A 21,583-nucleotide genomic window follows, 5' to 3' on the forward strand; every position below is an offset into this window, starting at 1 on the left:
ACAAACAACTATGAAAAAATTTGCAATTGCGATACACGGAGGCGCAGAGACTATAACCCCCGGCGAGCTTGACAAGAAAAAGGAAGAGGCCTACAGGCAAGGTTTGGCAGATGCCCTGAAAGAGGGGTATGACGTGCTTGAAAAAGGCGGCAGCGCCCTGGATGCCGTAGAAGCGGCTGTCAACAGCATGGAGCGTAACCCGATGTTTAACGCCGCACGGGGCGCCAGTCTGACCCAGCGGGGCGAGACGGAGTTTGACGCCGCCATCATGGACGGCAACACCCTTCGGGTGGGGGCTGTGGGCGGCGTGCGCTATGTGCAGCACCCGATCAGTCTGGCTAAGGTAATCCTGCAGAAGTGCAAACACTGCCTGCTGGTAGGTACCGGTGCCGAGGAATTTGCCCTTGCCAACAACCTGCCACTCAAAGGACCGGAGTACTTCATAACACCTGAGAAAAGAGAGGCCTGGCTCGACAAGCAGCAGGAAAAGGCAGGGAAGAAAACCATGCCCGGCTCCATGACGGACACGGTAGGTGCTGTTGCCCTGGACATCAACGGCAACCTGGCAGCGGCCACCTCCACCGGCGGACTGACTAACCAAATGAAAGGACGCGTCGGGGATACCCCCATTATCGGCGGGGGCACCTTTGCCAACAACGAGGTATGCGCCGTGAGCTGCACCGGCGAGGGCGAAGCGATCATGCGCGGTGTGCTCGCACATGAGGTATACGCGATGATGAAGTATGCCGGCAACTCCTTGCAGGCGGCCACCGACAAAGCCATTCAGCTGCATGCCGATAAACTGCAGGGCGACAGGGGCATTCTATCGATGGACGCTGCCGGCAAGGCAGCCTTCGGGTTCAACACCGGCTTTATGAAACGGGGCTATTGGGCTGCAGAAGAAGAGCCCTTTGTGGCCTTGTGGGAGTCAGAAAAGCATAAGAAGCCTGTTAAGCTGAAGGAGATGGAAAAGTAGTCTGAAACCAAGCACTGGCTATACCTGCAAGGCATTGGCTGTATACCTGGGTATATGGCCAATGCCTTGCAGCTTCGGAGAAGATATAGCTGACTTGGATGGGGATGGCTGAAGGTCTGAAGACCTGCGTGAACCGCTAGTGGTACATGGGGATTAGGAAATCCCCTACCGTTTACTTCGGGATTTAAAAATCCCGAAGAGCCCTCAGATGCTGCAGGTTTACAAATCCACTCGAAACGAATCTCCCGACGATGCTCTTTCGGACATCTGTGTCCGGAAGTATTTCTGATGGGGACATCCTTGTCCCCGTATACCTACAAAGCAGGCACATGAGCAACAGGCTCTTTCGGATTTATCAATCCGAAAGCTAACGGTAGGGGATTCCCTAATCCCCGTATACCTGCTGACCTACGCACGGGGATGTGCACATTCCCAACAGAATGCTTCGGGACATGAATGTCCGAAAGAGCAAATAAGCATTTGAAAGAGCATTTAAAAAGATAAAGCCATTGGATGTTATACCCACTTTAATCTGCTATACCTGCCCCGTACAAGATGCAATGATCTCGACGAGCAACTGTCTTTTGAAAAGCAATTCACCAACTGGAGCGAACTTGTAGCTCGTGTCTATACCTTCCTCCGCAGCTATACCTCCGGCACGAATAACAGTATGAGCTACAAGCTCATACTAGCAGTTAGTCTTTCTGAAACCTAAATACCCAGCACCAAACCAAGGGCTAGTCCCATACCTCATTAAATTCTTAAAATTTATTTAGCCCCAAAGCTTGACTTTACGTAAACCCGTATTAACTTTGAAACTCAAAGTACTTTACCATGAATCAGCAGCAAGACCAGTTAGAAGCCCTGCATGAGATCCGCAACATCATGGATCGCTCTTCCCGCTTTATCTCCCTGAGCGGTTTGTCCGGCGTATTCGCGGGCTTGTCGGCCCTGGTGGGTGCAGCGGTGGTGAAGTGGTACTTCAGCCAGCACAACATTAATTACTACAGCGACCAGGCTTCGAACTTCAGTCGCCAGGATATTCTTTTTTTGCTGGCGGTGGCGATCGGCGTGCTAGTACTGGCCTTTGGAACGGCTACCTACTTTACGGCGCGCAATGCCCGCAAGAAAAACCAACGCACCTGGGACAACCAATCGAAGCGGTTGCTGGTGAACCTGGCTATACCTTTAGCGACCGGTGGTGTGTTCTGTGCTATCCTGCTCTACCATGGCATCCTATACCTGGTGGCGCCTGCCATGCTGGTTTTTTATGGCCTGGCCCTGCTCAACGGCAGCAAGTATACCCTGGGCGATATCCGCTACCTGGGCATTATCGAGATCATCCTCGGCCTGGTGGCCTGCGTGTTTGTGGGCTATGGCCTGATGCTGTGGACGGTGGGCTTTGGCATGTTGCACATTGTGTATGGCGCGCTGGTGTACTTTAAATACGAACGCTAGCAAACCGGTGAAAGAATACCTGGAAAATATAAACAAGGCCTTCGAGAGCAAGGCGCGGCTAGGCATTATGTCGGTGCTGCTGGTGGACGACAGGGTGGACTTCAACACACTGAAGGAAACCCTGCAACTGACCGACGGCAACCTGGCCAGTCACCTGCGGGCGCTGGAAGAGGCTAAATACCTGCAAGTGGAGAAGCAGTTCGTCGGGCGCAAACCCAACACCACCTACCAGGCAACAGAGGCAGGCCGCGAGGCTTTTAAAAGTCACCTGGACGCCCTGGAGCAACTGATTTTGAACAACAGACAAAGCGACTGATATTTTTTTTGTCGCTACACTTTGAACTTCAAAGTACTTTAATAATCAACAAAACAGACATACACACAAACACAAGATCAACATGGTACAGCAAAACGACTTTCAAAAACAAAACGCACTTGCCGCCGCGGCAGGCCGACGCGCACTCACAGGCGCTGCCTTCGCCCTAGCCCTGATTGCCCTCTTTCTGGCTGGTGTGCAGCACCCTGATCCGGCCTGGGGCAAACTCTGGATGATCAGACCACTCCTTATTGTGCCCATGGCAGGCGCACTGAGTGGCTTCATCAACTACATGCTGCTCCACTATCACCGCAGGCTCGGCATACACAAGGCCATTGCCGTGGTGCTGAGCGCGCTGATCTACCTGGTAGGCCTTTGGCTGGGCTCTGTGCTGGGTCTGGCCGGTACGCTGTGGGACTAGGGCGCAGCAGTGGTCTGGCAAAATGATCTTCAAAAATAACCTTACAGGTATAGTCCCATGAAAGAGCAAATACTATCGCACCTCGACAACCCCGGGCAGCTCGAGAAGCTGTACCGCGCCAACAAGTCTGGCTTCAAACAGGAGTTCAGCGGCATTTACCCCCAGCTACAGGACAAGGCGCTGGCCGGCTTCTGGTACGAGCGACTGAATTACGAAACAGAGGATGTTTTCTGGCGCTTTAACCGGGAGTTCCTTTTCGTGATCATCGCCGCGCTGGTCGCAGGTATACTCGTCAAACTGCCGGCCATCTTCCCCATCAGCGAGGAATTCTACTACCCGCGCAACCTCAGCTTTTTTGTGCTTCCGCCCCTGATGGCCTACTTCGCTTGGCGGAACAAACTGCCGGCAAACCGGATCGCATTTATCACTGCCATCACGGTTGTTTGCGCCCTTTACATCAACCTGCTGCCCGACAACCAGAGCGACACGCTGGTGCTGGCCTGCATCCACCTGCCTTTGCTGCTGTGGGTGCTGCTAGGGGTTTCGTATACGGGTCGGGAACTGCACCTGGCCGACAAGCGACTCAGCTTCCTGCGCTTCAACGGCGACCTGGCTGTGATGTCGGCACTTTTGGTGATAGCCGGTGGGATGCTGACAGGTATAACGATCGGCCTGTTTGCGCTGATCGGGCTCCGGATAGAGGAGTTTTACTTTGAGTACATCGTCGCCTTTGGATTGCCGGCAGTTCCCATCGTAGCCGCCTACCTGACCCAGAACAACCCGCAGTTGGTCAACAAGGTGTCGCCGCTTATCGCCCGCATCTTCAGTCCGCTGGTGCTGGTCATGCTGGTGATCTACCTGGGGGCCATCATTTACTCTGGCAAAGACCCTTACAACGACCGTGAGTTTCTGCTGCTCTTCAACGTGCTCCTGATCGGGGTGATGGCGCTGATCTTTTTCTCGGTGGCGGAGAGCTCGGGCAAGTCGGGGGCGCGCTCGGAGGTATGGGTGCTGCTCCTGCTCTCAGTGGTGACGGTGGTGGTGAATGGCATCGCGCTGTCGGCCATTTCATTCCGTATTTCGGAGTGGGGCATTACGCCAAACCGAGTGGCCGTGATGGGCGGCAACGTGCTCATGCTGGTGCACCTGCTCATCGTGTCGGTCATGCTGTGGAAGGCTGCTACTCGTAAGGCAGCCGTCACCGAGGTAGGTCGCTCCATCGTGCTCTACATTCCGGTGTACTTTGCCTGGACCATCATGGTCGTGTTTCTCTTCCCGCTCATCTTCGGGTTCGAATAGTAAGCAGTAAAAATTCTCTTCATCATAAACCAAAAACACATCATGGAAAAAACATTGCAAATCGGGAGTGTGGTCAGCTGGCTGTTTGGCTTCCTCTTTCTGGCTATCGGGTTCATCAACACTTTTTGGGGCAATGACGCCGGGTATGGCCTGTTCATCATCCTGCTGTCATTCGTTTACTTTCCTCCCATGACGGATATTCTGCGGGAGTCAACAGGCTTTTCCATTCCGTTGGCGGCCAAGGTCATCCTGGGTATCTTTATCATCTGGTCTGCGTTGGGCGTGGCCGAACTGTTTGACAAGATCGACCTGATGCTGCTTGATTTTTAACATTACAGGAATCAGGAAAACAAACCACTTTCATCATAAACTAAAACAGATATGGTAACGCAAAACAAAAGACTTATCGGCATAGTGCTCACAGTAGTAGGCCTGCTACTCATTCCGCTTATCGCCATGCAGTTCACCAGCGAAGTAGACTGGGATCTGCGTGATTTTGTGATCATGGGCATTCTGCTGCTCGGCACGGGGCTCGCGGCTGAACTCGTGCTCCGAAAAGTTAAAAACACCGAGTCGCGGCTCGTCCTCATCGGGCTCATTCTACTGGCCTTATTCCTCATTTGGGCGGAACTGGCAGTGGGTATTTTCGGAACTCCATTTGCAGGCAGTTAAACAGCAGCACTATGAAAGCCCATACCTTGACCTATCCCCTGCTCGGCTGGTTTTTCGGCCTGGTGGTCGCGGCCGTTGGTGTCCTGAACCTGGTGCTGGTGCATCCTGTGCCAGGTATAGCCTACCTATTGCTCTCGCTCGTCTATCTCCCTCCGGCCAACGACCTCCTGAAGCGACATCTGAACTTCTCTATACCTGTGGCGGTTAAAATCATTCTGGCCATCGTGTTGTTTATGTTCACACTGGGCGTAAGCGACCTGGGCGATATGCTGGACAAAGCGCTTCTTTAAGAACATCCGGCACGACATAAACGGGGCGGTTTACGGCAAAAGCTGTGAGCCGCCCCATTTTATAACAGAATTTGCTATGGATGCTTGACACATGGCCGTATCTTTACGGTAGAAAATTGATTGATCAAAAGACAATTTTAAATGGACAGAATAACAACTGATATATGCATTGTGGGTGCAGGACCTGTGGGACTGTTCGCAGTGTTTGAGGCAGGCCTGCTGAAAATGCGCTGCCACGTAGTAGATGCCCTGCCGGTGGTAGGCGGACAGCTATCTGAAATATACCCGAAAAAACCGATCTACGATATACCTGGCTTCCCGTCGATTCTGGCTGGCGAACTGGTAGACAACCTGATGAAGCAGATCGAGCCCTTCCACCCGACCTTTACCTTGGGTGAGCGCGTGGAAGAACTCGACAAACAAGAGGACGGCTCGTTCATTGTGCGCACTTCCGAAGGCACCGAGATCGCCTGCAAGGTAGTGGCCATTGCCGGCGGACTGGGTTCGTTTGAGCCGCGCAAGCCGGCCATCGACAGCCTGGAGAACTTTGAAGGCAAAGGCGTGACCTACATGGTACGCGACCCGGAGCTGTTCCGCAGCAAGAAAGTAGTGCTGGCCGGTGGCGGCGACTCTGCCCTGGACTGGGCGATCTACCTGGCCGGTGTGGCTGAAGAACTGACGCTCGTTCACCGTGGCTCTACCTTCCGGGGAGCGCCCGAGTCGGCGGAAAAAGTGCTGACCATGGCCGAGGAAGGACAGATCAAGCTGCTGCTCAAGTCGAACGTGACGGAGGTGCAGGGCAATGGCAAATTGGACGTTGTAACCGTACTCATCGACAATAAAGATGAGTATAAGATCGAGACCGATTACTTCATTCCGCTTTTCGGTCTGGTGCCAAAACTTGGGCCGCTCGAGAACTGGGGACTGGAGCTGGAGAAGGGCGCCATCGTGGTGAACACCGTGGACTACTCTACCAACATTCCGGGCGTGTACGCCATCGGCGACATCAACACCTATCCGGGCAAGTTGAAGCTGATCCTGTGCGGTTTCCACGAGTCGGCCTTAATGGCACAGAGCGCTTACAACATTATCTATCCGGACAAGAAGTTTGTGCTCAAGTACACCACCGTGAACGGCATACAGGAGCTAAGCTAATGGAGGAGCTGATCAACATACACGTGGAGCTGCCCGACGGTAGCCGCGTAACCCTGGAAGCCCCTACCGACATGGGCCTTTCGGTAATGGAAGTGATGAAGGCCAACGAGCTGGACGTGCCGGCCATTTGTGGCGGCATGGCCATCTGCGCCACCTGCCACGTGGAGGTGCTGCAGAGCGGCGAGTTGCCCGAGCCCGGCGACGACGAAGCCTACATGCTCGAGACACTGCCACACGCCACCGCAACCAGCCGCCTTTCCTGCCAACTACGCGTAAACCCCGACCTCGATGGCCTGGTGGTGCGCCTGATGCCGGAAGCCTAAGCGCTATACCTTATACCTGAAAATCCGGAAAGCCATACCTGTAAAGGGTATGGCTTTTTTGTTTGCGCTATACCTGAAGCCCCTTCAGCATGATGTTGCTTGCTATACATTAGACAGGAAAAATCCGCTCCTTGGCTTGTTTCTGGAACTGCTCCGGCGTCTGTCCGGTCATTTTTTTGAAGAACCTGCTGAAGTAGGATCTGTCATCAAAACCAAGGCCGTAGCCCACTTCCTGTATCGTCTTTGCGCTGGCGACAAGCTGCTGCCTGGCCTCCACTACCAGGCGCTCCTGCAACAACTGCGTGATTGTTTTTCCGGTCTTTTGCTTCAGGATCTGGTTCAGACGTTTGGGTGTGATGTTCAGTTTATCGGCATAGAACGCCACTGTTTTCTCTTCCCTGAAGTGGTGCTCCAGCAGCAGCAGGAAATGGTATACCCGTTTCTCATTAAGCCCCTGTCTGGTTAAGGTCTGTACCTTATACTGCATTAGCTTCAATAAAAATGCCTTCAGCAGCGCTTTAAGCACCAGGAAATTCTCTTGCTGCTGCTCATACTCGTCTTTGATGATCCAAAGAATGCTCTCCAACGTAACGGCCATGTCCTCTTCCAGCAAGATGGTGGAGAAGTTACCCGCGCCTTTCCCAAGAAAAAGCCTGATCACATCCAGCGAAAATTCCTTTACCTCATAGTCCAGCACCGATTTATGAAAGGCGATCAGCGTTCCTTTTTTGCCGGATTTTCTGGGGCGTGGGGAGCGGTTAGCCGGAATCAGGTATAGCCAGTCTCCTTTCACGCGGGGAGTACCCTCTTGTATAAAATGGATAGGCTCCTCATCCTTCAGCCAGGCAATTTCAAAGTAATCTTCCCGAGCAGGACTTTGAAGGTACGCGGTCAGCGGGGCGTCCAACGGGCTTATAAAAAACAGTTCCTTTTCCGGGCTCATAGGCTATCAGGCTTTTCGTAACATCTGGCAACACTTACTCTGGCGGTTTCCTAAGCTATACCTTGCTATTTTTCAGTAATTTCCCTTTTGTCCTACCTTATGGGTACTCTGTACTACCCCCTGCGCCTGGTATTGTTGTAAATTTGTAACAGATGCAGAGACAGTGGCATGCCGCACTTAAATATATTCAAACACATTTAAAGATATAAAATTATGAGCACGACAGTATTAGAACCTATCATAGGAAACGGAAAAGCAGAAAAGAAACTATATAAATTCCCACAACTCAAAGGCAAAGAGTTGCCACGCGATAACTTTATCGGGGGGCAATTTGTCCCACCAGTAAAAGGAGAATATTTTGATAACATTTCACCGATCAACGGGAAAGTTTTTGCGCAGGCAGCCCGTTCCACCAAGGAGGACGTGGAGCTGGCGCTGGACGCGGCACACAAGGCCTTCCCAAAATGGAGCAAGACATCTGCCAAGGACCGCAGTAACACACTGCTTCGGGTAGCCCAGACCATTGAAGACAACCTGGAGTATCTGGCTACAGTTGACACCATTGACAACGGTAAGCCGATCCGGGAGACGCGTGCTGCAGACCTTCCGCTCGTGATCGACCACTTCCGCTATTTTGCCGGCGTGATCCGCGCAGAGGAAGGCGGCGTTTCCGAGCACGACGAAAACACGGTGAGCATTGTGTTGCACGAGCCGATCGGGGTGGTAGGGCAGATCATTCCATGGAACTTCCCGCTGCTGATGGCCGCCTGGAAAATTGCCCCAGCACTGGCTGCCGGTAACACGATTGTTCTGAAACCGGCTGAGCAGACCCCAACCAGTATCCTGGCCCTGATGGAACTGATCAGTGACGTACTACCAGCTGGTGTGCTGAACGTGGTGAACGGTTTTGGAGCCGAAGTTGGTAAAGCCCTGGGTACTTCCCCAAGGATCAGCAAGCTTGCGTTTACCGGCTCCACGGCAACAGGTAAACTGATCATGCAGTACGCCTCCGAAAACATCATTCCTTCCACCATGGAACTGGGCGGTAAATCGCCGAACATCTTCTTCCCGTCTGTGATGGATGCCGACGACGAGTTCTTTGACAAAGCCCTGGAAGGAGCCGCCTTCTTTGCCCTGAACCAAGGGGAGATCTGTTCGGCACCAACCCGACTACTGGTGCACGAAAGTATAGCCGACGCCTTTACGAAACGCGTGATCGAACGCGTGAAAGCCATTAAAGCCGGTAACCCGCTGGACGGTGAAACGATGATCGGCGCGCAGGTGTCGAAACCACAGTACGACAAGATCCTGAACTACATCAAGATTGGTAAAGAAGAAGGAGCCGAAGTACTGCTGGGCGGTGAACCGCAGAAACTGGAGGGCGAATTAGCGGATGGTTACTACATCCAGCCAACCATCCTGAAGGGCCACAACAAGATGCGTGTGTTCCAGGAAGAGATCTTTGGTCCGGTAGTGGCTCTGACCACTTTTAAGACGACTGAAGAGGCCATCGAAATCGCTAACGATACGATTTACGGACTGGGCGCCGGCGTCTGGACCCGTGATGCCCATGAAATGTACCAGGTGCCGAGAGCCATACAGGCCGGCCGTGTCTGGGTAAACCAGTACCATACCTACCCGGCGCACGCTCCGTTTGGTGGCTACAAGCAGTCGGGCTACGGTAGAGAGAACCATAAGATGATGCTCGACCATTATCGCCAGACCAAGAATATGCTGATATCTTATGATAAGAAAAAGCAAGGTTTCTTTTAAGAGCTAAAGTTTGTCATTAACCTGAAATCACCTGGGGCTTCCCCAGGTGATTTTTTTTAAACATTTAATATGTAGAGATATGGAAAAGATACTAGTAACCGAAAAAGCAAAGGAAGTGATCAGCCAGTTGAAAGAGCGCTACGGCGAGCTGCTGTTTTACATGAGTGGCGGCTGTTGCGAGGGCTCTCAGCCCATGTGCTACGAGAAAGGTGAGTATAAAACTGGCTCCCGCGACGTGCTGATCGGCAAGGTGGAAGGCTGTGAATTTTACCTGTCGGACGAGCAGCACCAATACTACGAGTACTCCCAGCTGCTGTTGGACGCGGCACCTGGCATGGGCGGCGGCTTTTCGCTGGAATCTGTGCTGGGTATGGCCTTTAGTATCACGACCCACGCGCTGATCCCAAAGGAAAATGCCGCAGTAGTATAACCATCCCTGTTTGCAAGGCATATTAGATCGGCTTTCAGGAAGGATCTCAGGTATTGGAAAATACCAGCACAGCTGAAAAGGGCCCGCAGGCGAAATGCTTAGGGCCCCTTTTCATTTACGCTGATAAAGGCAAAAACATTTTATGCGACAGACAGCCGAAGAATTGACCACCCTCATTGAATCGGGAAAAGATCAGCATAAATAGCGCATTTAAGATTGCGTTTAAATATGCTGAAAAGAAACTTGCTAAGCCAAAGCCTTATACTTGCCCTGGAAACATTGTGACCTTAGCAAGAATAAGGTATAGACTGGCTGAAGCTTCGCACAATTGTATACTTTTGCAGGAATTCCCACGTCTGTACCCATGAATAAACCGCGCCTTGCCCTGCTCATCGGTATTATCTGCATCTCCATTTTCCCGGTGTTGGTAAAGCTAAACTTCACACCGGGCTTGATATCGGCCTTTTACCGGATGGCCATCGCGGCCGCGCTGCTCCTGCCCTTTGTGCTGCTGACCAGACGCCTGCACATACCGCCAACTCCAATCCTGTTGCTGGCCATGCTGTCGGGTATCTTTTTCGCATCGGATGTAGCTGTTTGGAACATCGCGATTCAACAGTCCACAGCAACGCAGGCCTCGCTGCTCACCAACCTGGCCCCGGTGTGGGTGGGTGTGGGCTCATACCTGTTTCTGGAGAACAAGCCGTCGCGCAACTTCTGGATCGGAACGGTGATTGCCCTGATGGGTATGGTAGTGCTGGTGGGGCATGAGTTTTTCCTGGAGCTGCGCTTCGACCTGGCCTTTATGTTCGGAGTGCTGTCGGGCATTTTCTACGCCGTGTACATCCTGCTGAGCAAACATGTGCTCGAACGCATGTCGGTCCTTTCGTTCATGACGATCAACTTGCTCTCCTCCTCTGTTTTTCTGGCTGTGGTCTCCTACTTACTGAACGAGCCTTTCAGCGGCTTTTCGGAGATGGGCTGGCTGGTGCTGTTTGTGCAGGGTATCCTGTGCCAGCTGGTGGCCTGGCTCCTCCTGAGCTATGCCACGCAGCACATGCGCGCCACCCGCGTCTCCCTCAGCCTGCTCAGTCAGGCACTGCTGGCCTCGTTTCTGGCCTGGTTGTTCCTGGACGAGCAAATTACGCTGCGGATGATAGCCGGTGGCCTGATCCTTTTGTTCGGGATCGGGGTCACGTTTTATGCCAATGACATCTCGCTGCGTAAAATCCTGGGCCGGTCCAGACAGGTATAGCTCAGCGTTTCTGCAGGTATGCGCCTAATCAAAAAAATACGTTACATCAATTTATAATACTATGAAGAAATACCTTATTATCGCCTCTGTTTTCGCTCTCACTCTGAGTGGATGCAGCACAGCTAAAAATGCTGACCAGGCTGCCAATAACGGCACCGTCCCTACCACAGGTGTGGAACAACAGGAGCCCACCATTACCGAAAAGCGCTGGAAACTGGTCGAGCTGGAAGGCCAACCCGTTACCATGTCCGAAGACCAGCAAGCCGAAGCGCATTTCGTGCTCCAAACGGAGGGCAATAAAGTAAGAGGCAACGGAGGGTGCAATGCCTTTAACGGTACGTACGCGCTTTCTGAAGGCAACCGGATCCGCTTTTCCGGGATGGCGATGACCAGGATGTACTGCGCGGGCGTGGAAAAGGAAGATGAGTTTATGAAAGTATTTGAGTTGGCCGACAACTATACCCTGCACGGCGACACGCTGATGCTGAACGTAGGCCGTCGGGCGCCACTGGCTGTGTTCCATGCCGTATACCTGCGCTAGTTTGATTATCCATAGAATGTACTAACTTGGCCCCTTCTCTGTACCTGAAATAATCGCACCCCTATGCGCCCCATCCTTCGCAACATTCTGGCTGTCGTGGCAGGCATCGTAATCGGCAGTAGTGTCAACATGGCCCTGATCTCGGTGAGTGGCACTATTATTCCGCCGCCAAACGGGGCCGATGTCACCACGACGGAGGGCCTGCAGGCGACCATGCATTTGTTCCAGCCGAAGCACTTTCTGTTTCCTTTTCTGGCCCATGCGCTGGGTACACTGGCAGGGGCTTTTCTGGCCACCACGATCGCGGCTACGCATAAGTTTAAGTTTGCCATAGCCATCGGGGTCTTTTTCCTGGCCGGAGGTATAGCGAGCGTGTTCATGCTCCCCTCCCCTGTCTGGTTCACGGTGCTCGACCTGACGGTAGCCTATCTCCCGATGGCTTATATAGCACACTTGCTTTCACGGCGGTTAATTTTTGCCCGAGCCTGATAACACAGTAAGAATCCGTAGCCGCTATACCTGGCTGGGGCTTCAGAAATTTCGTAAGTTGCACCTATGAATCACAGATCACCGGAGATCCGGACCGTAAACGTTATCCGCTACATTACCCCTTTGCGCGAGGGTGGGTCCCTGCCCGCCATTGTGGAGGCGGACGACGAGTTTCTATACGTCCTCAAATTCAGGGGCGCAGGCCAGGGCATCAAAGTACTGATCGCCGAACTGATCGTGGGCGAGATGGCCCGGGCGCTGGGCTTCCAGATCCCTGAGATCGTGTTCATGCACCTCGACGAAGCCTTTGGCCGAACCGAACCCGACGAAGAGATACAGGACCTGCTCCGCGCCAGCGAAGGCCTCAACCTGGGCTCTCACTACCTGCAGGGCGCCATCACCTTCGACCCTGTTGTCACGACCATCGACGCCGGCTTGGCTTCCCGCATCGTGTGGCTAGATGCCCTGGTGACTAACGTGGACCGCACTGCCCGCAACACCAATATGCTGATGTGGAAGAAAGAGCTCTGGCTGATCGACCACGGCGCTTCCCTCTTCTTCCACCACTCCTGGGATAATTGGGAAGAGCAGGCCAACCGCCCATTTGCCATGATAAAGGACCATGTGCTTCTGCCGCATGCCAGCGAACTGGAGGCGGCCGACAAAGCCGGCCGGGAGACGCTGACGTCTGCCCGTATACAGGAGATCCTGGCGCTGATACCGGACGAGTGGCTCACCGGTGTGGAGTCGCCTTTTGAGACTGCTGAGGAGCACCGCCAGGCCTACGCCCGCTTCTTCGAGATTAGATTAGCCCAATCAGACATATTTGTGAAAGCCGCCCAAGATGCAAGAAAGACACTTATTTGAGTACGCCGTCATTCGGGTGGTACCACGGGTGGAGCGGGAGGAATTTCTGAATGTGGGCGTCATCCTGCTCTGCAACTCGCGGGGCTTTTTGCAGATCCGCTATACCTTGAATGAGGCACGCCTGCAGGCTGCGTTCGGCGAGTTGGACATGGAGGAACTGCGGGCACGCCTACAGGCTTTCGAGAAGGTATGCGCCGGCCGTCGCGAAGGCGGGCCGATCGGCCAGCTGGGCACGGCCTCGCGTTTCCGCTGGCTCACGGCCAACCGCAGCACCATCGTGCAGACCTCGGCTGTCCACCCCGGACTTTGCCTCGACCCCGCCGAAACGCTGGCGAAGCTGCACCGCGATCTGGTATTATAGGCACATTTGCTGCAACTCAACTTGCTCCGCTTTTTGTTATATTCGCATAGACCAGACGGCACTTTATGAACATCTCCCGCATCATCACCATCGTCCTGACCATCGGCGCTATCGCGTTTTTAGTTCTGATCCTCTCTGACCCTTACTTTTTTGCGAGCACCAAAAAGATGCGGAAGAATGCGGAGGCGAAGCTGGAGGAAGGCATTATGGGTAACCCGACAGCGTTTAAGGAGGCCAGTTATTTCTTCAATTCCCTGATCGACCAGGGCCACGGCGACCGCCAGACCTACGACCTCCTCTACTGGAGCTACCGCTACGACAAGAACTTCATCGAGGCCGAGGAAGCCCTGAACGAGGCGCTGGATGCTTATCCAGATGATCTTGGCTTTCTGTATCACCGCGCCGAAATGCGGCTGGAGTTGGGCAGGTATGAAGAGGCGCTGGAAGATTACAATGCCGTTATACCCGCTGCCGGAAGCGAAAGCTTCTATTACGACGCGCTTTACGGCCGTGGCGCCGTCCGGTATAAGCTGGGCCAGGAGAAAGAAGCGGAGGCAGACCGGGTGAAAGCGCAGGCGCTGACGCAGGATACGCTGCAGACGTATACGGTCTTTTTTAAGGAGTAAAGACCTTATATCTCCGGGATTTCCGAACGCAAGGCAGGGTGCCCGGGCTATTCCGGTTGGACGTGTTGTTTACTCGTTGATGTTACGGGCCCCCGTTGCCCGGCCCAAAGCCAGAGCAGGATCAGCAGCAACTCTCCAACGGCATCGAGCAGGTATACGTTTCGGATCACATCGTTCAGGCTGTAGTACACATCGACAAACCCAAGCCCGGCAGCACCGCCTATGCCCAGCCATTTGATCTCGGTCGTTACCCGTTTTTTTATACCTGCCGACAGCAGAACCAGCCCGATCACCGTGATTAGAATACTGACCGTGCGCACCAGCCACAGGTCATCCTTCGGGCCGGTTACCCAAATAAAGCTGGGCATGTGCACGAGCGGCCATATACCTGTCATGGCCCAGTAGACCCCCTGAATTTTTGATATAAGCGAAAGCCTCTCCAAGCACTTACAATCGTTTACTGTCTAAATATGCAACTGGTCGTAGATAGGCAAGGTATAGGTATCGCCTGCCGCCAGCAGGTGCACTTTCATATCACGCACCGAAAAGGGTTCGCCTGTCTTGATCTCGTATATATTGGTCTCGGTAATCCCCGTACCGTCCACGATCGTGACCAGACCGGAGCCAAGCACTTTTACCTCATTTCCTTTGGTGACGCAGATAGCCGTGTCCTCTTCCAGCCCGATGCCAATACAGCCCGGGTTGGTGGCAATGCACTGCGACACCCGGATAATGCGCCCCCGCTGTATAAAGTGCGTGTCGATGGCCACATTTTTAAGGAACTCCAGGCCGGTGGTGATGCGCACATCGCCTTTGATGTAGCCCCCCTGCGTTTCGCCCTCGTAGATCATGGGCGTGGACATGGCGGCGGCTCCGGCGCTTGTGCCGGCTATCATAAAACCCTCGTCGTAGGTATAGCGCTCCTTCATGAGTTGAAGCACCGGCGAGCCGCCCAGGATGGAGGTGAGCCGCAGCTGATCCCCCCCCGTGATCATGATGCCAGCCGCCCGCTCCACCATCTCCAGAAACTCAGGTTTGGCCGCGTCCGCACGATTGCGTATATCGAGGATCTCCACGTTCTTCACGCCCAGCTTTTGAAACTCCCTGATGTAGTCCTTCGAGATCTCATCCGGTTCGGTTGAGGCTGTTGGCACCACGACCACCACAGGGTCCCTGCCTTTGAGCATCTTCACAAAATACTTAAGCACCTCCTCGCTCTCAAAGTCAGTATTTTTGCTCTGTTCCTCTGACAGCTCTTTTTCTCCTTTGTCCTCACGGCCTCCTATGGCCAGCAGACAGCCTTTAGGTACAGGGGCCTCTTTGTGATGCTTGTGTCGGTCAGATACTTTTTTCTTCGCCATTTTTATTTGCTCCTTTTCTTATAGCTTTACTGGTTAAGGTCTTTTGTAACTCACTACACGGGCCATTAGCGTATCGGCGCTGGCCGGGTCTTCTTTGAAGTTCACCCAGCCTTCCCGTTTTGAATCCTTCGGGGAAAAGGCGATGCTCAACTCGGCTCGCTCCACTTCCTCTCCTCCCCTTTCGGTGGTGAGCTCTACCTGCACTTCCTCTGCGGTTTCTCCTCCCCTGTTTTCTACCACCACCCGGTAGCGGTGCGGCGCGTTGGCGGAGGGGTCGCTATAGTACTCGACGGCCAGGTCGGGCGTGGATGGTTTGTGGGTATAAGCCATGTAACTCAGGTATACCAGTATAGCCAGCACCAGCACCAGGCTGACGCCAAACACGGTCCACTCCAGGGCGTTTTTATCATCGTCATCTCCAGCCCTGTCCGACTGTTGCTTCTTGTCAATAGCTTCTTTTTCTTTCATTATTCCGGTTACTTAATCAGCAGACGCCCTGCTGAGGCGCCTAAACTGGACAACACCCCCAGCACAATGCATTGGGCAAAGGCTACCTCAAAACTAACCCCCTGGAAGCGTCCAAAAAACCAGAGCAGAAATGCCGACGCCGCCAGCGCCGTGAGGTAACTCAGGCAGGTGTCGAGCGTAATGGCAAAGGCCAGATCGCCCTGCCGGTGTTGCCCCGTCCCCTTGAAATCGCTGAAATAGACCACTACCATACTCATGGCGAGCGAGAGCACCGCCATGAGTAAAATATGCACCGGCCTGGCCCCGATTGCAAGCACCAGTACCTCCTCGGTGGGGGCCACGTTGCCGCCCACCACGATGCTGCCGCAAAGCGCCAGCACCACCAGACTGACCTTGCTATGCAGCCCGGTGCGCCAGCCAGCCTCCTTTGCCTCTGCCTGCACTTCGTTCTCTTCTTCTGCCTCATCGTCCGCGCCACCCAGCTGCGCCGTTCCGATGGATACGCCGATGGATACGGCCATGGCCTCGACAACGATCTTTCCCATGATCTCATCGATTGACATCTCCCCGAACTGGATGCGGTTGAGCACAAACAGTACGCCGAAGGCCAGCACAATGCCCAGGCCCATTTCCTCCACCGAGTCAATGAAGACGCTTCGCCACGAGACCCCGGGCCGCATACCTGCATAGCGGTTATACCCCAGCAGCAACAGGTAAGTGACAATAACCATGATCAGTAACTGAGCGGGCGAGGCAATAAAACCCGCCCACCATACCTCCATGGTATACAGCAAAGGAAAACTGAACAGCAGCCCTCCCGCTATACCCCGGGCATACTCCTGCAGCGATTTCCGGACGGGTCTTATGTTCTTCTTATCTACCATACCTACTGCCGGACGTTAACGGGGTAAGCGAAAGGCCAGACCCGTGGTGATAAAATGGTTGGGAGCTGCTTTGTTCAGCCGCCTACCCGCCGCCACATCAAACTGCAGATTGGGTAACAGCAGGTATAGTATTCCCATATCGGCCTGGTGCTCTGCCGGCTCGCCTTTGCCCTTACTCCCAAAGACCTCCAGGTATAGCGACACTTTATTGATAAACTGCCGGGTGATGTTGGCACCGTAGGATGGTTCAGGGTTGCCATCGGTCCAGCCATAGCCCAGGTTATACGTCAGGTCCACGTTTTCGGAGAGTGCATTGCTAAAGCCCAGATTGAACTGGGGCTCTACGTTATCAGGTTTGAAAACCTCACTGGCCAGAGGCAAGGCCAGCATGGCGCCTATAGCGGCCTCCGGGCGCCAGCCGCTTTCTTCCCATAACCGCACCTTGGTTCCGACACTCAGCGGCCCCCACCCTTTGATGTGGCGCCTTGTCCCGTTCTCGATGACAGAGTCCTTTACGGCACCCTGCAGGCGCAGCTCAACACCCTCCAGTAAGCCTATGCGCAGAAGAGCTGTTGGGTAAGCATATGTCCTGATTCTGGTGTTAAGCTTCTGGTAGTTATAACCCGCCTCCAGCTGCACATACCCTCGGGAGACCACGCCGGGTCCCTGTGAATTGTCCGGCCTGTCTGCGTTCAGCTCCTCCCGTTCTTCCTGCGCCTGTGCCGGTAGTATAGGTATACCGAACAGCAGGCTCAGCAGTACCAGCATGCGCATTTTCGTTGATTTCATTGCCCTTGTGCACGTCGGTGCGTTTGTTGCGCTTTATACGCTAAAGTATGCTGCAGGGAGGCTACACAAGGCACAAATACCGCTTTGCACGGAGCAAGGCCGTATATTACCGCAAAGCATGAACAAAGGCCGAAAGTTTATAGAATTACTGTGATCTATTTGGCAAAAACAATACAGTAGCTGTTGGCCAGCCGGGGGACAAGTTGAATCTGAAGGGAAGTTTTAAGAGGGGAAAAAAGGGAGCCGGTTCCAACCGCCTGCATAAAAAAAACAGATACCGGCTCCCCCATAAACATGCACAAACCGCTAAACGCACCCCAGATAGCGGCAAGCACACGATCATCTTAAAAACAACGTTCGTTTCGGCAGGGTACTAATTAATAGTAAGCCCACATGGTTTAACCAACCTAAAACCAAGAGGCTCCACTGCCTTATCCGTGTTTTGATTTCTTATACGGCAACAGTTTGGGGAGGTGGACTCAGAAGCCACTAATTAGCTGACTTTGAGCCATTTTCAGTATTCCCAACCTCGGAGCTACGTGTTTCTACGCAGATAAAAAAAGACGCACACCTGCACTATCGACTTCAGCACCTTTCCTACATTATAATATTCCAATATTTCTATACTGGCACACTAATTGCCCTTCCTGTGCATGAACCTTAAAAAACAAACATGAAGAAAATCTTTACAACTGCCATGCTGGCATTGCTGGGTGCCGGGGCCTATGCCCAAACGATTCCGCAAACAACACAAGGATCCATCGTTGTATCAGGGTCCGTAAATCTTAGTAACGAAACCTCCGAAAACACGAGCTATGACCCTGCAAGTAAAAACACCTACCGCTCCATCAATCTGTACCCCTCGATAGGTTACTTTATTCAGGATGGCCTCGAAATAGGTACAGGTTTGAGTTTGAGGCATCAGACCAGTATAAGTAAAACAGAGGAACTTAAGCAAACCAGCAGAACGAAAACGATCAGCCTCAGCCCCTACGTCCGGAAGTATATACCGCTTCATGAGCAGCTTCATCTGCATGGTACGGCCTACGCATCTTTCGGAATTGGCAACACTACCGGCAAAAATAACCAAGGCTCATCATCGGTGGTTGTGAGCACCCACCATAATGTAGCTATAGGTGCTTACCCCGGGCTCACGTACTTTGCCACGCCCCGTCTCGGGTTCACAGCTACATTTGGCTCGCTCTCTTATGAAAACAGCAGGGAAAAGGCGAAAGAAGGGCAGGCCTCCGACTGGAGCAGAAGAAGCAACTATTTCAGGGCAGATCTTTCTCCAAACAGCATCAGCCTGGGTTTAAGTTATTTCATTTCACGCTAACCCGACGATGATGAAAAAACTGACTTTATTAGCGATTGCGGGTTTGCTGGCATTCAGCGCCCAGGCACAAACCACAAAAGGCACGCTGGTGCTGACGGGAAAACTGGGCTATTCACAGTCTAAATCCAAGCATGACAGGGATAGAAACACCCCTCGTTCTGAGTTCGAACAATACAACTATACTGTTTCTCCCTCTATAGGATTTCTGATCAAAGACAACCTGGAAATTGGGGTGAGAGCGCACAGGTATAAGTTACATCACGGGGATGCAAATTATTTTGAAAACGTCAAAAGTAACTGGGAAAATGGTGAAAACAACAAAGGTGTGAGCGTGTATGCCAGGCAATACAAGTACCTGACAGAGAAACTGGCCCTGCACGGTACCCTTTCGTCAGGAATCAGCAATCAAGTCATTACTTATGCGAGTAATACGGATGGACCGTATCCTTACACAAGCAGAGAGGAACGGGATGCCATTCTGGTTAATGGCTCTCTTTCACCGGGTATTACGTTTTTTGTCTCCAAAAAGCTGGGGATTCAGGCGGGACTGGGCGCGCTCACTTTCAACCACTCTGTTACCGATTCCTTTAGAGAGTACACGCTTTATAATACCCCTCCTTATGAGTTGCAACGCAGGGAAGATACCATAAAAAGGAATGTGCTACAATTTGACTTCTCAAGTATGCACCTGAACTTCGGGCTCTCTTATTTTATAGGTCAGTAAGGTCCTTTATACCTGTAAATAAGCAGCGGCCTCACCCTTCGTCAGAGTGAGGCCGCTGCTTTATACCTATACCTGTATTTTATACCTTACCAACCACTGGCCAGCACGTCGGCAATGTGCATGGTTTTGATCGGTTTTTTGTTCTTCTGGATGTAGCCGTTCAGGTGCATCAGGCAGCTGCTGTCAGTGGAGATGATGTAGTCGGCGCCGGTAGCCAGCGCATTTTCCACTTTCTGTTCGGCCATCGCCACCGAAATGGCCTCGAACTTCACGGCGAAGGTACCGCCAAAGCCGCAGCAGGTTTCAGTGTCTTCCATTTCGATCATTTCCAGACCGTGTACGCCCTGCAGCAGTGCACGCGGTCCTTCCTTGATGTGGCATTCGCGCAGGGCACTGCAGGAGTCGTGGTAGGTGGCTTTGCCGTCGAGGCGGGCACCGGGCACCTGCGATACCTTCAGCACATCGGTCAGGAACTCGGTCAGCTCGAACACCTTTTTCTGCATGGCGCGGTACTTCACCAGTTTGGATGACTTCACGAAGATGTCCTGGTAGGCATTGCGCACCATCCCGACGCAGCTTGCCGAGGGTGCCACAATGTAATGGGAGGTTTCGTTTGAGAAATCGTCGAGAAACTTATTGGCCACTTCACGGGCTTCATCATAAAAACCAGCGTTGAAGGCAGGCTGTCCGCAGCAGGTCTGGTTGGGGTTGTAGTTTACCTCGCAGCCCAGTCCCTCAAGCACTTTCACCATGCTCATGCCCGTCTCGGGGTGCAACTGATCCACGAAGCAGGGAATGAAAATATCTACAATTGTTCTTCTTGCCATAATCAGGAGAAAACAGAGCCTGAGGCTGCCAGCGCGGCAGCGAAAGCCTCTTTGTCGAGCTCCAAATTTAAGGCATTATTTTCGAAGTAGCTGACCAAATTTTCAGTCGCCATATTGCCCACCAGTTCGTCTTTGGCCATCGGGCAACCACCATATCCGCGCATGGCCCCGTCAAAGCGACGACATCCCGCCTCGTAAGCAGCCTCTACTTTCTCGTGCCAGCTGGTCGGCGTGGTGTGCAGGTGCGCCCCAAATTCGATATGCGGGAAAGCGGGTACCAGCTCAGTGAACAGGTAGGTAATGTTCTCCGGATTGGAAACGCCGATGGTATCTGAAAGGGAAATGATGGTCACACCCAGCTTATCCAACTCCTCCACAAAACGAATGACAGTGTCCGCATCCCAGGGATCGCTGTAGGGATTGCCGAAGCCCATGCTGATGTAAGTAACGAGCGTTTTGCTATTGCTCCGGCAAATATGCTGGATCTGGCCCAGTTGGGTCATGGCCTCGGCGATGCTTTTGTTGGTGTTACGCTGCTGAAACGTCTCCGACACCGAGAGCGGAAAGCCCAGGTAGTCGATCGCTTGGTGTGTAGCCGCTGCCTCCGCTCCCCGCACATTGGCGATGATGGCCAGCAGTTTGGAACGGGTGCGGCTCAGGTCCAGCCCAGCCAGCACTTCGGCCGTGTCGGCCAGTTGCGGAATGGCTTTGGGGGATACGAAACTACCGAAATCGATCGTGTCGAAGCCTACCCGGAGCAGCTTGTTGATGTAGTCGATCTTGGTCTGCGTAGGTATAAAATCATGGAGGCCCTGCATGGCATCGCGTGGACACTCAATTATTTTGATGGGATCGTTTATCATAGCAAAGCGATTTTGGTCGTTATGCCAAAGATACAAAGAAGCATAGGTTTGAGTTGGGAATTACCGTGAGAATTTATACCTGACACAGCCAGCAGCATTGATGGCACAACACCTATGCACCCACCCGAAACGCGGC

Annotated in this window: 28 protein-coding genes; 20 read left to right on the forward strand and 8 right to left on the reverse strand. The window is 53.1% G+C overall.

The features are described from left to right. Positions 1–10: 10 nt before the first annotated feature. The 10 genes from IEV97_RS08540 to IEV97_RS08585 all read left to right on the forward strand — a co-directional run bounded on the left by IEV97_RS08540 (position 11) and on the right by IEV97_RS08585 (position 6,910). Positions 11–976, forward strand: coding sequence for an isoaspartyl peptidase/L-asparaginase family protein (locus IEV97_RS08540; protein WP_188501106.1), 966 nt, complete (start codon positions 11–13; stop codon positions 974–976). Positions 977–1,810: 834 nt separating this feature from the next. After that, entirely contained in the window at positions 1,811–2,434 is a 624-nt protein-coding gene (locus IEV97_RS08545) for a hypothetical protein (RefSeq protein ID WP_188501107.1), read from the forward strand. A gap of 7 nt (positions 2,435–2,441) precedes the next feature. Then, positions 2,442–2,750 (forward strand): winged helix-turn-helix domain-containing protein, encoded by a 309-nt coding sequence (locus IEV97_RS08550; RefSeq protein ID WP_076665597.1) that lies wholly within the window; start codon positions 2,442–2,444, stop codon positions 2,748–2,750. Positions 2,751–2,832: 82 nt separating this feature from the next. Further along, the gene (locus IEV97_RS08555; RefSeq protein WP_188501108.1) at positions 2,833–3,171 is read left to right on the forward strand and encodes a potassium transporter KefB; all 339 of its coding nucleotides are present in this window, start codon (positions 2,833–2,835) and stop codon (positions 3,169–3,171) included. A gap of 57 nt (positions 3,172–3,228) precedes the next feature. Continuing rightward, entirely contained in the window at positions 3,229–4,470 is a 1,242-nt protein-coding gene (locus tag IEV97_RS08560; protein WP_188501109.1) for a DUF4153 domain-containing protein, read from the forward strand. A 42-nt stretch (positions 4,471–4,512) separates the two neighbouring features. Then, positions 4,513–4,800 (forward strand): hypothetical protein, encoded by a 288-nt coding sequence (locus IEV97_RS08565; RefSeq protein WP_188501110.1) that lies wholly within the window; start codon positions 4,513–4,515, stop codon positions 4,798–4,800. 51 nt (positions 4,801–4,851) lie between these two features. After that, positions 4,852–5,142 (forward strand): hypothetical protein, encoded by a 291-nt coding sequence (locus IEV97_RS08570; protein ID WP_188501111.1) that lies wholly within the window; start codon positions 4,852–4,854, stop codon positions 5,140–5,142. A gap of 11 nt (positions 5,143–5,153) precedes the next feature. Further along, positions 5,154–5,432 carry a hypothetical protein gene (locus IEV97_RS08575; protein ID WP_188501112.1) on the forward strand — a complete coding sequence of 93 codons (279 nt, stop codon included), beginning with the start codon at positions 5,154–5,156 and terminating at the stop codon, positions 5,430–5,432. Between the two features lie 141 nt (positions 5,433–5,573). Beyond that, positions 5,574–6,587, forward strand: coding sequence for an NAD(P)/FAD-dependent oxidoreductase (locus tag IEV97_RS08580; RefSeq protein ID WP_188501113.1), 1,014 nt, complete (start codon positions 5,574–5,576; stop codon positions 6,585–6,587). Then, entirely contained in the window at positions 6,587–6,910 is a 324-nt protein-coding gene (locus IEV97_RS08585) for a 2Fe-2S iron-sulfur cluster-binding protein (protein ID WP_007660406.1), read from the forward strand. Before IEV97_RS08580 ends, IEV97_RS08585 begins: the two co-directional genes overlap by 1 nt. Before the next feature lie 109 nt (positions 6,911–7,019). On the opposite strand, the gene IEV97_RS08590 is transcribed toward IEV97_RS08585, so the two are convergent. Beyond that, positions 7,020–7,853, reverse strand: a complete 834-nt coding sequence (locus IEV97_RS08590; protein ID WP_188501114.1) for a helix-turn-helix domain-containing protein — start codon at positions 7,851–7,853, stop codon at positions 7,020–7,022. Between the two features lie 213 nt (positions 7,854–8,066). Between IEV97_RS08590 and IEV97_RS08595 the strand changes: the two genes are divergently transcribed. From IEV97_RS08595 to IEV97_RS08630, 8 genes are all read left to right on the forward strand, one after another. After that, positions 8,067–9,626, forward strand: coding sequence for an aldehyde dehydrogenase family protein (locus IEV97_RS08595; RefSeq protein WP_188501115.1), 1,560 nt, complete (start codon positions 8,067–8,069; stop codon positions 9,624–9,626). 79 nt (positions 9,627–9,705) lie between these two features. Beyond that, positions 9,706–10,056, forward strand: a complete 351-nt coding sequence (locus IEV97_RS08600) for a DUF779 domain-containing protein (RefSeq protein WP_188501116.1) — start codon at positions 9,706–9,708, stop codon at positions 10,054–10,056. A gap of 364 nt (positions 10,057–10,420) precedes the next feature. After that, on the forward strand, positions 10,421–11,311 hold the full coding sequence (locus tag IEV97_RS08605) for a DMT family transporter (RefSeq protein WP_188501117.1): 891 nt from the start codon (positions 10,421–10,423) through the stop codon (positions 11,309–11,311). A 61-nt stretch (positions 11,312–11,372) separates the two neighbouring features. Next, entirely contained in the window at positions 11,373–11,852 is a 480-nt protein-coding gene (locus IEV97_RS08610; RefSeq protein WP_188501118.1) for an META domain-containing protein, read from the forward strand. Between the two features lie 63 nt (positions 11,853–11,915). Continuing rightward, on the forward strand, positions 11,916–12,341 hold the full coding sequence (locus IEV97_RS08615; protein ID WP_188501119.1) for a hypothetical protein: 426 nt from the start codon (positions 11,916–11,918) through the stop codon (positions 12,339–12,341). Between the two features lie 66 nt (positions 12,342–12,407). Beyond that, positions 12,408–13,208 carry a HipA family kinase gene (locus IEV97_RS08620; RefSeq protein WP_188501120.1) on the forward strand — a complete coding sequence of 267 codons (801 nt, stop codon included), beginning with the start codon at positions 12,408–12,410 and terminating at the stop codon, positions 13,206–13,208. Next, positions 13,186–13,569 (forward strand): DUF3037 domain-containing protein, encoded by a 384-nt coding sequence (locus IEV97_RS08625; protein ID WP_188501121.1) that lies wholly within the window; start codon positions 13,186–13,188, stop codon positions 13,567–13,569. The genes IEV97_RS08620 and IEV97_RS08625 overlap by 23 nt, the downstream gene beginning before the upstream one ends. 65 nt (positions 13,570–13,634) lie before the next feature. Then, positions 13,635–14,195 (forward strand): tetratricopeptide repeat protein, encoded by a 561-nt coding sequence (locus IEV97_RS08630; RefSeq protein WP_188501122.1) that lies wholly within the window; start codon positions 13,635–13,637, stop codon positions 14,193–14,195. A gap of 47 nt (positions 14,196–14,242) precedes the next feature. Here the strand turns inward: IEV97_RS08630 and IEV97_RS08635 are convergent, their stop codons facing one another. The 5 genes from IEV97_RS08635 to IEV97_RS08655 all read right to left on the reverse strand — a co-directional run bounded on the left by IEV97_RS08635 (position 14,243) and on the right by IEV97_RS08655 (position 17,697). Continuing rightward, positions 14,243–14,590, reverse strand: a complete 348-nt coding sequence (locus tag IEV97_RS08635; RefSeq protein ID WP_229733867.1) for a hypothetical protein — start codon at positions 14,588–14,590, stop codon at positions 14,243–14,245. A gap of 69 nt (positions 14,591–14,659) precedes the next feature. Next, positions 14,660–15,556 (reverse strand): cyanophycinase, encoded by an 897-nt coding sequence (locus tag IEV97_RS08640; protein WP_188501124.1) that lies wholly within the window; start codon positions 15,554–15,556, stop codon positions 14,660–14,662. 33 nt (positions 15,557–15,589) lie between these two features. Next, the gene (locus tag IEV97_RS08645; RefSeq protein WP_188501125.1) at positions 15,590–16,024 is read right to left on the reverse strand and encodes a hypothetical protein; all 435 of its coding nucleotides are present in this window, start codon (positions 16,022–16,024) and stop codon (positions 15,590–15,592) included. Positions 16,025–16,032: 8 nt separating this feature from the next. After that, positions 16,033–16,908 carry a TIGR02587 family membrane protein gene (locus IEV97_RS08650; protein ID WP_188501126.1) on the reverse strand — a complete coding sequence of 292 codons (876 nt, stop codon included), beginning with the start codon at positions 16,906–16,908 and terminating at the stop codon, positions 16,033–16,035. A 15-nt stretch (positions 16,909–16,923) separates the two neighbouring features. Beyond that, complete coding sequence (locus IEV97_RS08655; RefSeq protein ID WP_229733868.1) at positions 16,924–17,697, reverse strand: transporter; 774 nt, start codon at positions 17,695–17,697, stop codon at positions 16,924–16,926. A gap of 673 nt (positions 17,698–18,370) precedes the next feature. Between IEV97_RS08655 and IEV97_RS08660 the strand changes: the two genes are divergently transcribed. Together IEV97_RS08660 and IEV97_RS08665 are read left to right on the forward strand one after the other, a co-directional pair. Then, a complete protein-coding gene (locus IEV97_RS08660) occupies positions 18,371–19,033 on the forward strand; it encodes an outer membrane beta-barrel protein (RefSeq protein WP_188501127.1) in 663 nt (220 codons plus the stop codon). 7 nt (positions 19,034–19,040) lie between these two features. Next, on the forward strand, positions 19,041–19,757 hold the full coding sequence (locus IEV97_RS08665) for a hypothetical protein (RefSeq protein WP_188501128.1): 717 nt from the start codon (positions 19,041–19,043) through the stop codon (positions 19,755–19,757). Between the two features lie 86 nt (positions 19,758–19,843). Here the strand turns inward: IEV97_RS08665 and IEV97_RS08670 are convergent, their stop codons facing one another. Both IEV97_RS08670 and IEV97_RS08675 read right to left on the reverse strand, forming a co-directional pair. After that, complete coding sequence (locus IEV97_RS08670) at positions 19,844–20,584, reverse strand: (Fe-S)-binding protein (protein WP_188501129.1); 741 nt, start codon at positions 20,582–20,584, stop codon at positions 19,844–19,846. A 2-nt stretch (positions 20,585–20,586) separates the two neighbouring features. After that, positions 20,587–21,447: a hydroxymethylglutaryl-CoA lyase gene (locus tag IEV97_RS08675; RefSeq protein WP_188501130.1), complete on the reverse strand. Its 861-nt coding sequence runs from the start codon at positions 21,445–21,447 to the stop codon at positions 20,587–20,589. Positions 21,448–21,583 lie beyond the last annotated feature (136 nt).

This window comes from Pontibacter amylolyticus, from assembly GCF_014638845.1.
Taxonomy (GTDB): Bacteria; Bacteroidota; Bacteroidia; order Cytophagales; family Hymenobacteraceae; genus Pontibacter; species Pontibacter amylolyticus.

Coding starts and splice junctions, on each gene's coding strand:
- IEV97_RS08540 (WP_188501106.1), top strand. CDS start 11: ATGAAAAAATTTGCAATTGCGATACACGGAGGCGCAGAGACTATAACC.
- IEV97_RS08545 (WP_188501107.1), top strand. CDS start 1,811: ATGAATCAGCAGCAAGACCAGTTAGAAGCCCTGCATGAGATCCGCAAC.
- IEV97_RS08555 (WP_188501108.1), top strand. CDS start 2,833: ATGGTACAGCAAAACGACTTTCAAAAACAAAACGCACTTGCCGCCGCG.
- IEV97_RS08560 (WP_188501109.1), top strand. CDS start 3,229: ATGAAAGAGCAAATACTATCGCACCTCGACAACCCCGGGCAGCTCGAG.
- IEV97_RS08565 (WP_188501110.1), top strand. CDS start 4,513: ATGGAAAAAACATTGCAAATCGGGAGTGTGGTCAGCTGGCTGTTTGGC.
- IEV97_RS08570 (WP_188501111.1), top strand. CDS start 4,852: ATGGTAACGCAAAACAAAAGACTTATCGGCATAGTGCTCACAGTAGTA.
- IEV97_RS08575 (WP_188501112.1), top strand. CDS start 5,154: ATGAAAGCCCATACCTTGACCTATCCCCTGCTCGGCTGGTTTTTCGGC.
- IEV97_RS08580 (WP_188501113.1), top strand. CDS start 5,574: ATGGACAGAATAACAACTGATATATGCATTGTGGGTGCAGGACCTGTG.
- IEV97_RS08585 (WP_007660406.1), top strand. CDS start 6,587: ATGGAGGAGCTGATCAACATACACGTGGAGCTGCCCGACGGTAGCCGC.
- IEV97_RS08590 (WP_188501114.1), bottom strand. CDS start 7,853: ATGAGCCCGGAAAAGGAACTGTTTTTTATAAGCCCGTTGGACGCCCCG.
- IEV97_RS08595 (WP_188501115.1), top strand. CDS start 8,067: ATGAGCACGACAGTATTAGAACCTATCATAGGAAACGGAAAAGCAGAA.
- IEV97_RS08600 (WP_188501116.1), top strand. CDS start 9,706: ATGGAAAAGATACTAGTAACCGAAAAAGCAAAGGAAGTGATCAGCCAG.
- IEV97_RS08605 (WP_188501117.1), top strand. CDS start 10,421: ATGAATAAACCGCGCCTTGCCCTGCTCATCGGTATTATCTGCATCTCC.
- IEV97_RS08610 (WP_188501118.1), top strand. CDS start 11,373: ATGAAGAAATACCTTATTATCGCCTCTGTTTTCGCTCTCACTCTGAGT.
- IEV97_RS08615 (WP_188501119.1), top strand. CDS start 11,916: ATGCGCCCCATCCTTCGCAACATTCTGGCTGTCGTGGCAGGCATCGTA.
- IEV97_RS08620 (WP_188501120.1), top strand. CDS start 12,408: ATGAATCACAGATCACCGGAGATCCGGACCGTAAACGTTATCCGCTAC.
- IEV97_RS08625 (WP_188501121.1), top strand. CDS start 13,186: ATGCAAGAAAGACACTTATTTGAGTACGCCGTCATTCGGGTGGTACCA.
- IEV97_RS08630 (WP_188501122.1), top strand. CDS start 13,635: ATGAACATCTCCCGCATCATCACCATCGTCCTGACCATCGGCGCTATC.
- IEV97_RS08635 (WP_229733867.1), bottom strand. CDS start 14,590: ATGACAGGTATATGGCCGCTCGTGCACATGCCCAGCTTTATTTGGGTA.
- IEV97_RS08640 (WP_188501124.1), bottom strand. CDS start 15,556: ATGGCGAAGAAAAAAGTATCTGACCGACACAAGCATCACAAAGAGGCC.
- IEV97_RS08645 (WP_188501125.1), bottom strand. CDS start 16,024: ATGAAAGAAAAAGAAGCTATTGACAAGAAGCAACAGTCGGACAGGGCT.
- IEV97_RS08650 (WP_188501126.1), bottom strand. CDS start 16,908: ATGGTAGATAAGAAGAACATAAGACCCGTCCGGAAATCGCTGCAGGAG.
- IEV97_RS08655 (WP_229733868.1), bottom strand. CDS start 17,697: ATGAAATCAACGAAAATGCGCATGCTGGTACTGCTGAGCCTGCTGTTC.
- IEV97_RS08660 (WP_188501127.1), top strand. CDS start 18,371: ATGAAGAAAATCTTTACAACTGCCATGCTGGCATTGCTGGGTGCCGGG.
- IEV97_RS08665 (WP_188501128.1), top strand. CDS start 19,041: ATGATGAAAAAACTGACTTTATTAGCGATTGCGGGTTTGCTGGCATTC.
- IEV97_RS08670 (WP_188501129.1), bottom strand. CDS start 20,584: ATGGCAAGAAGAACAATTGTAGATATTTTCATTCCCTGCTTCGTGGAT.
- IEV97_RS08675 (WP_188501130.1), bottom strand. CDS start 21,447: ATGATAAACGATCCCATCAAAATAATTGAGTGTCCACGCGATGCCATG.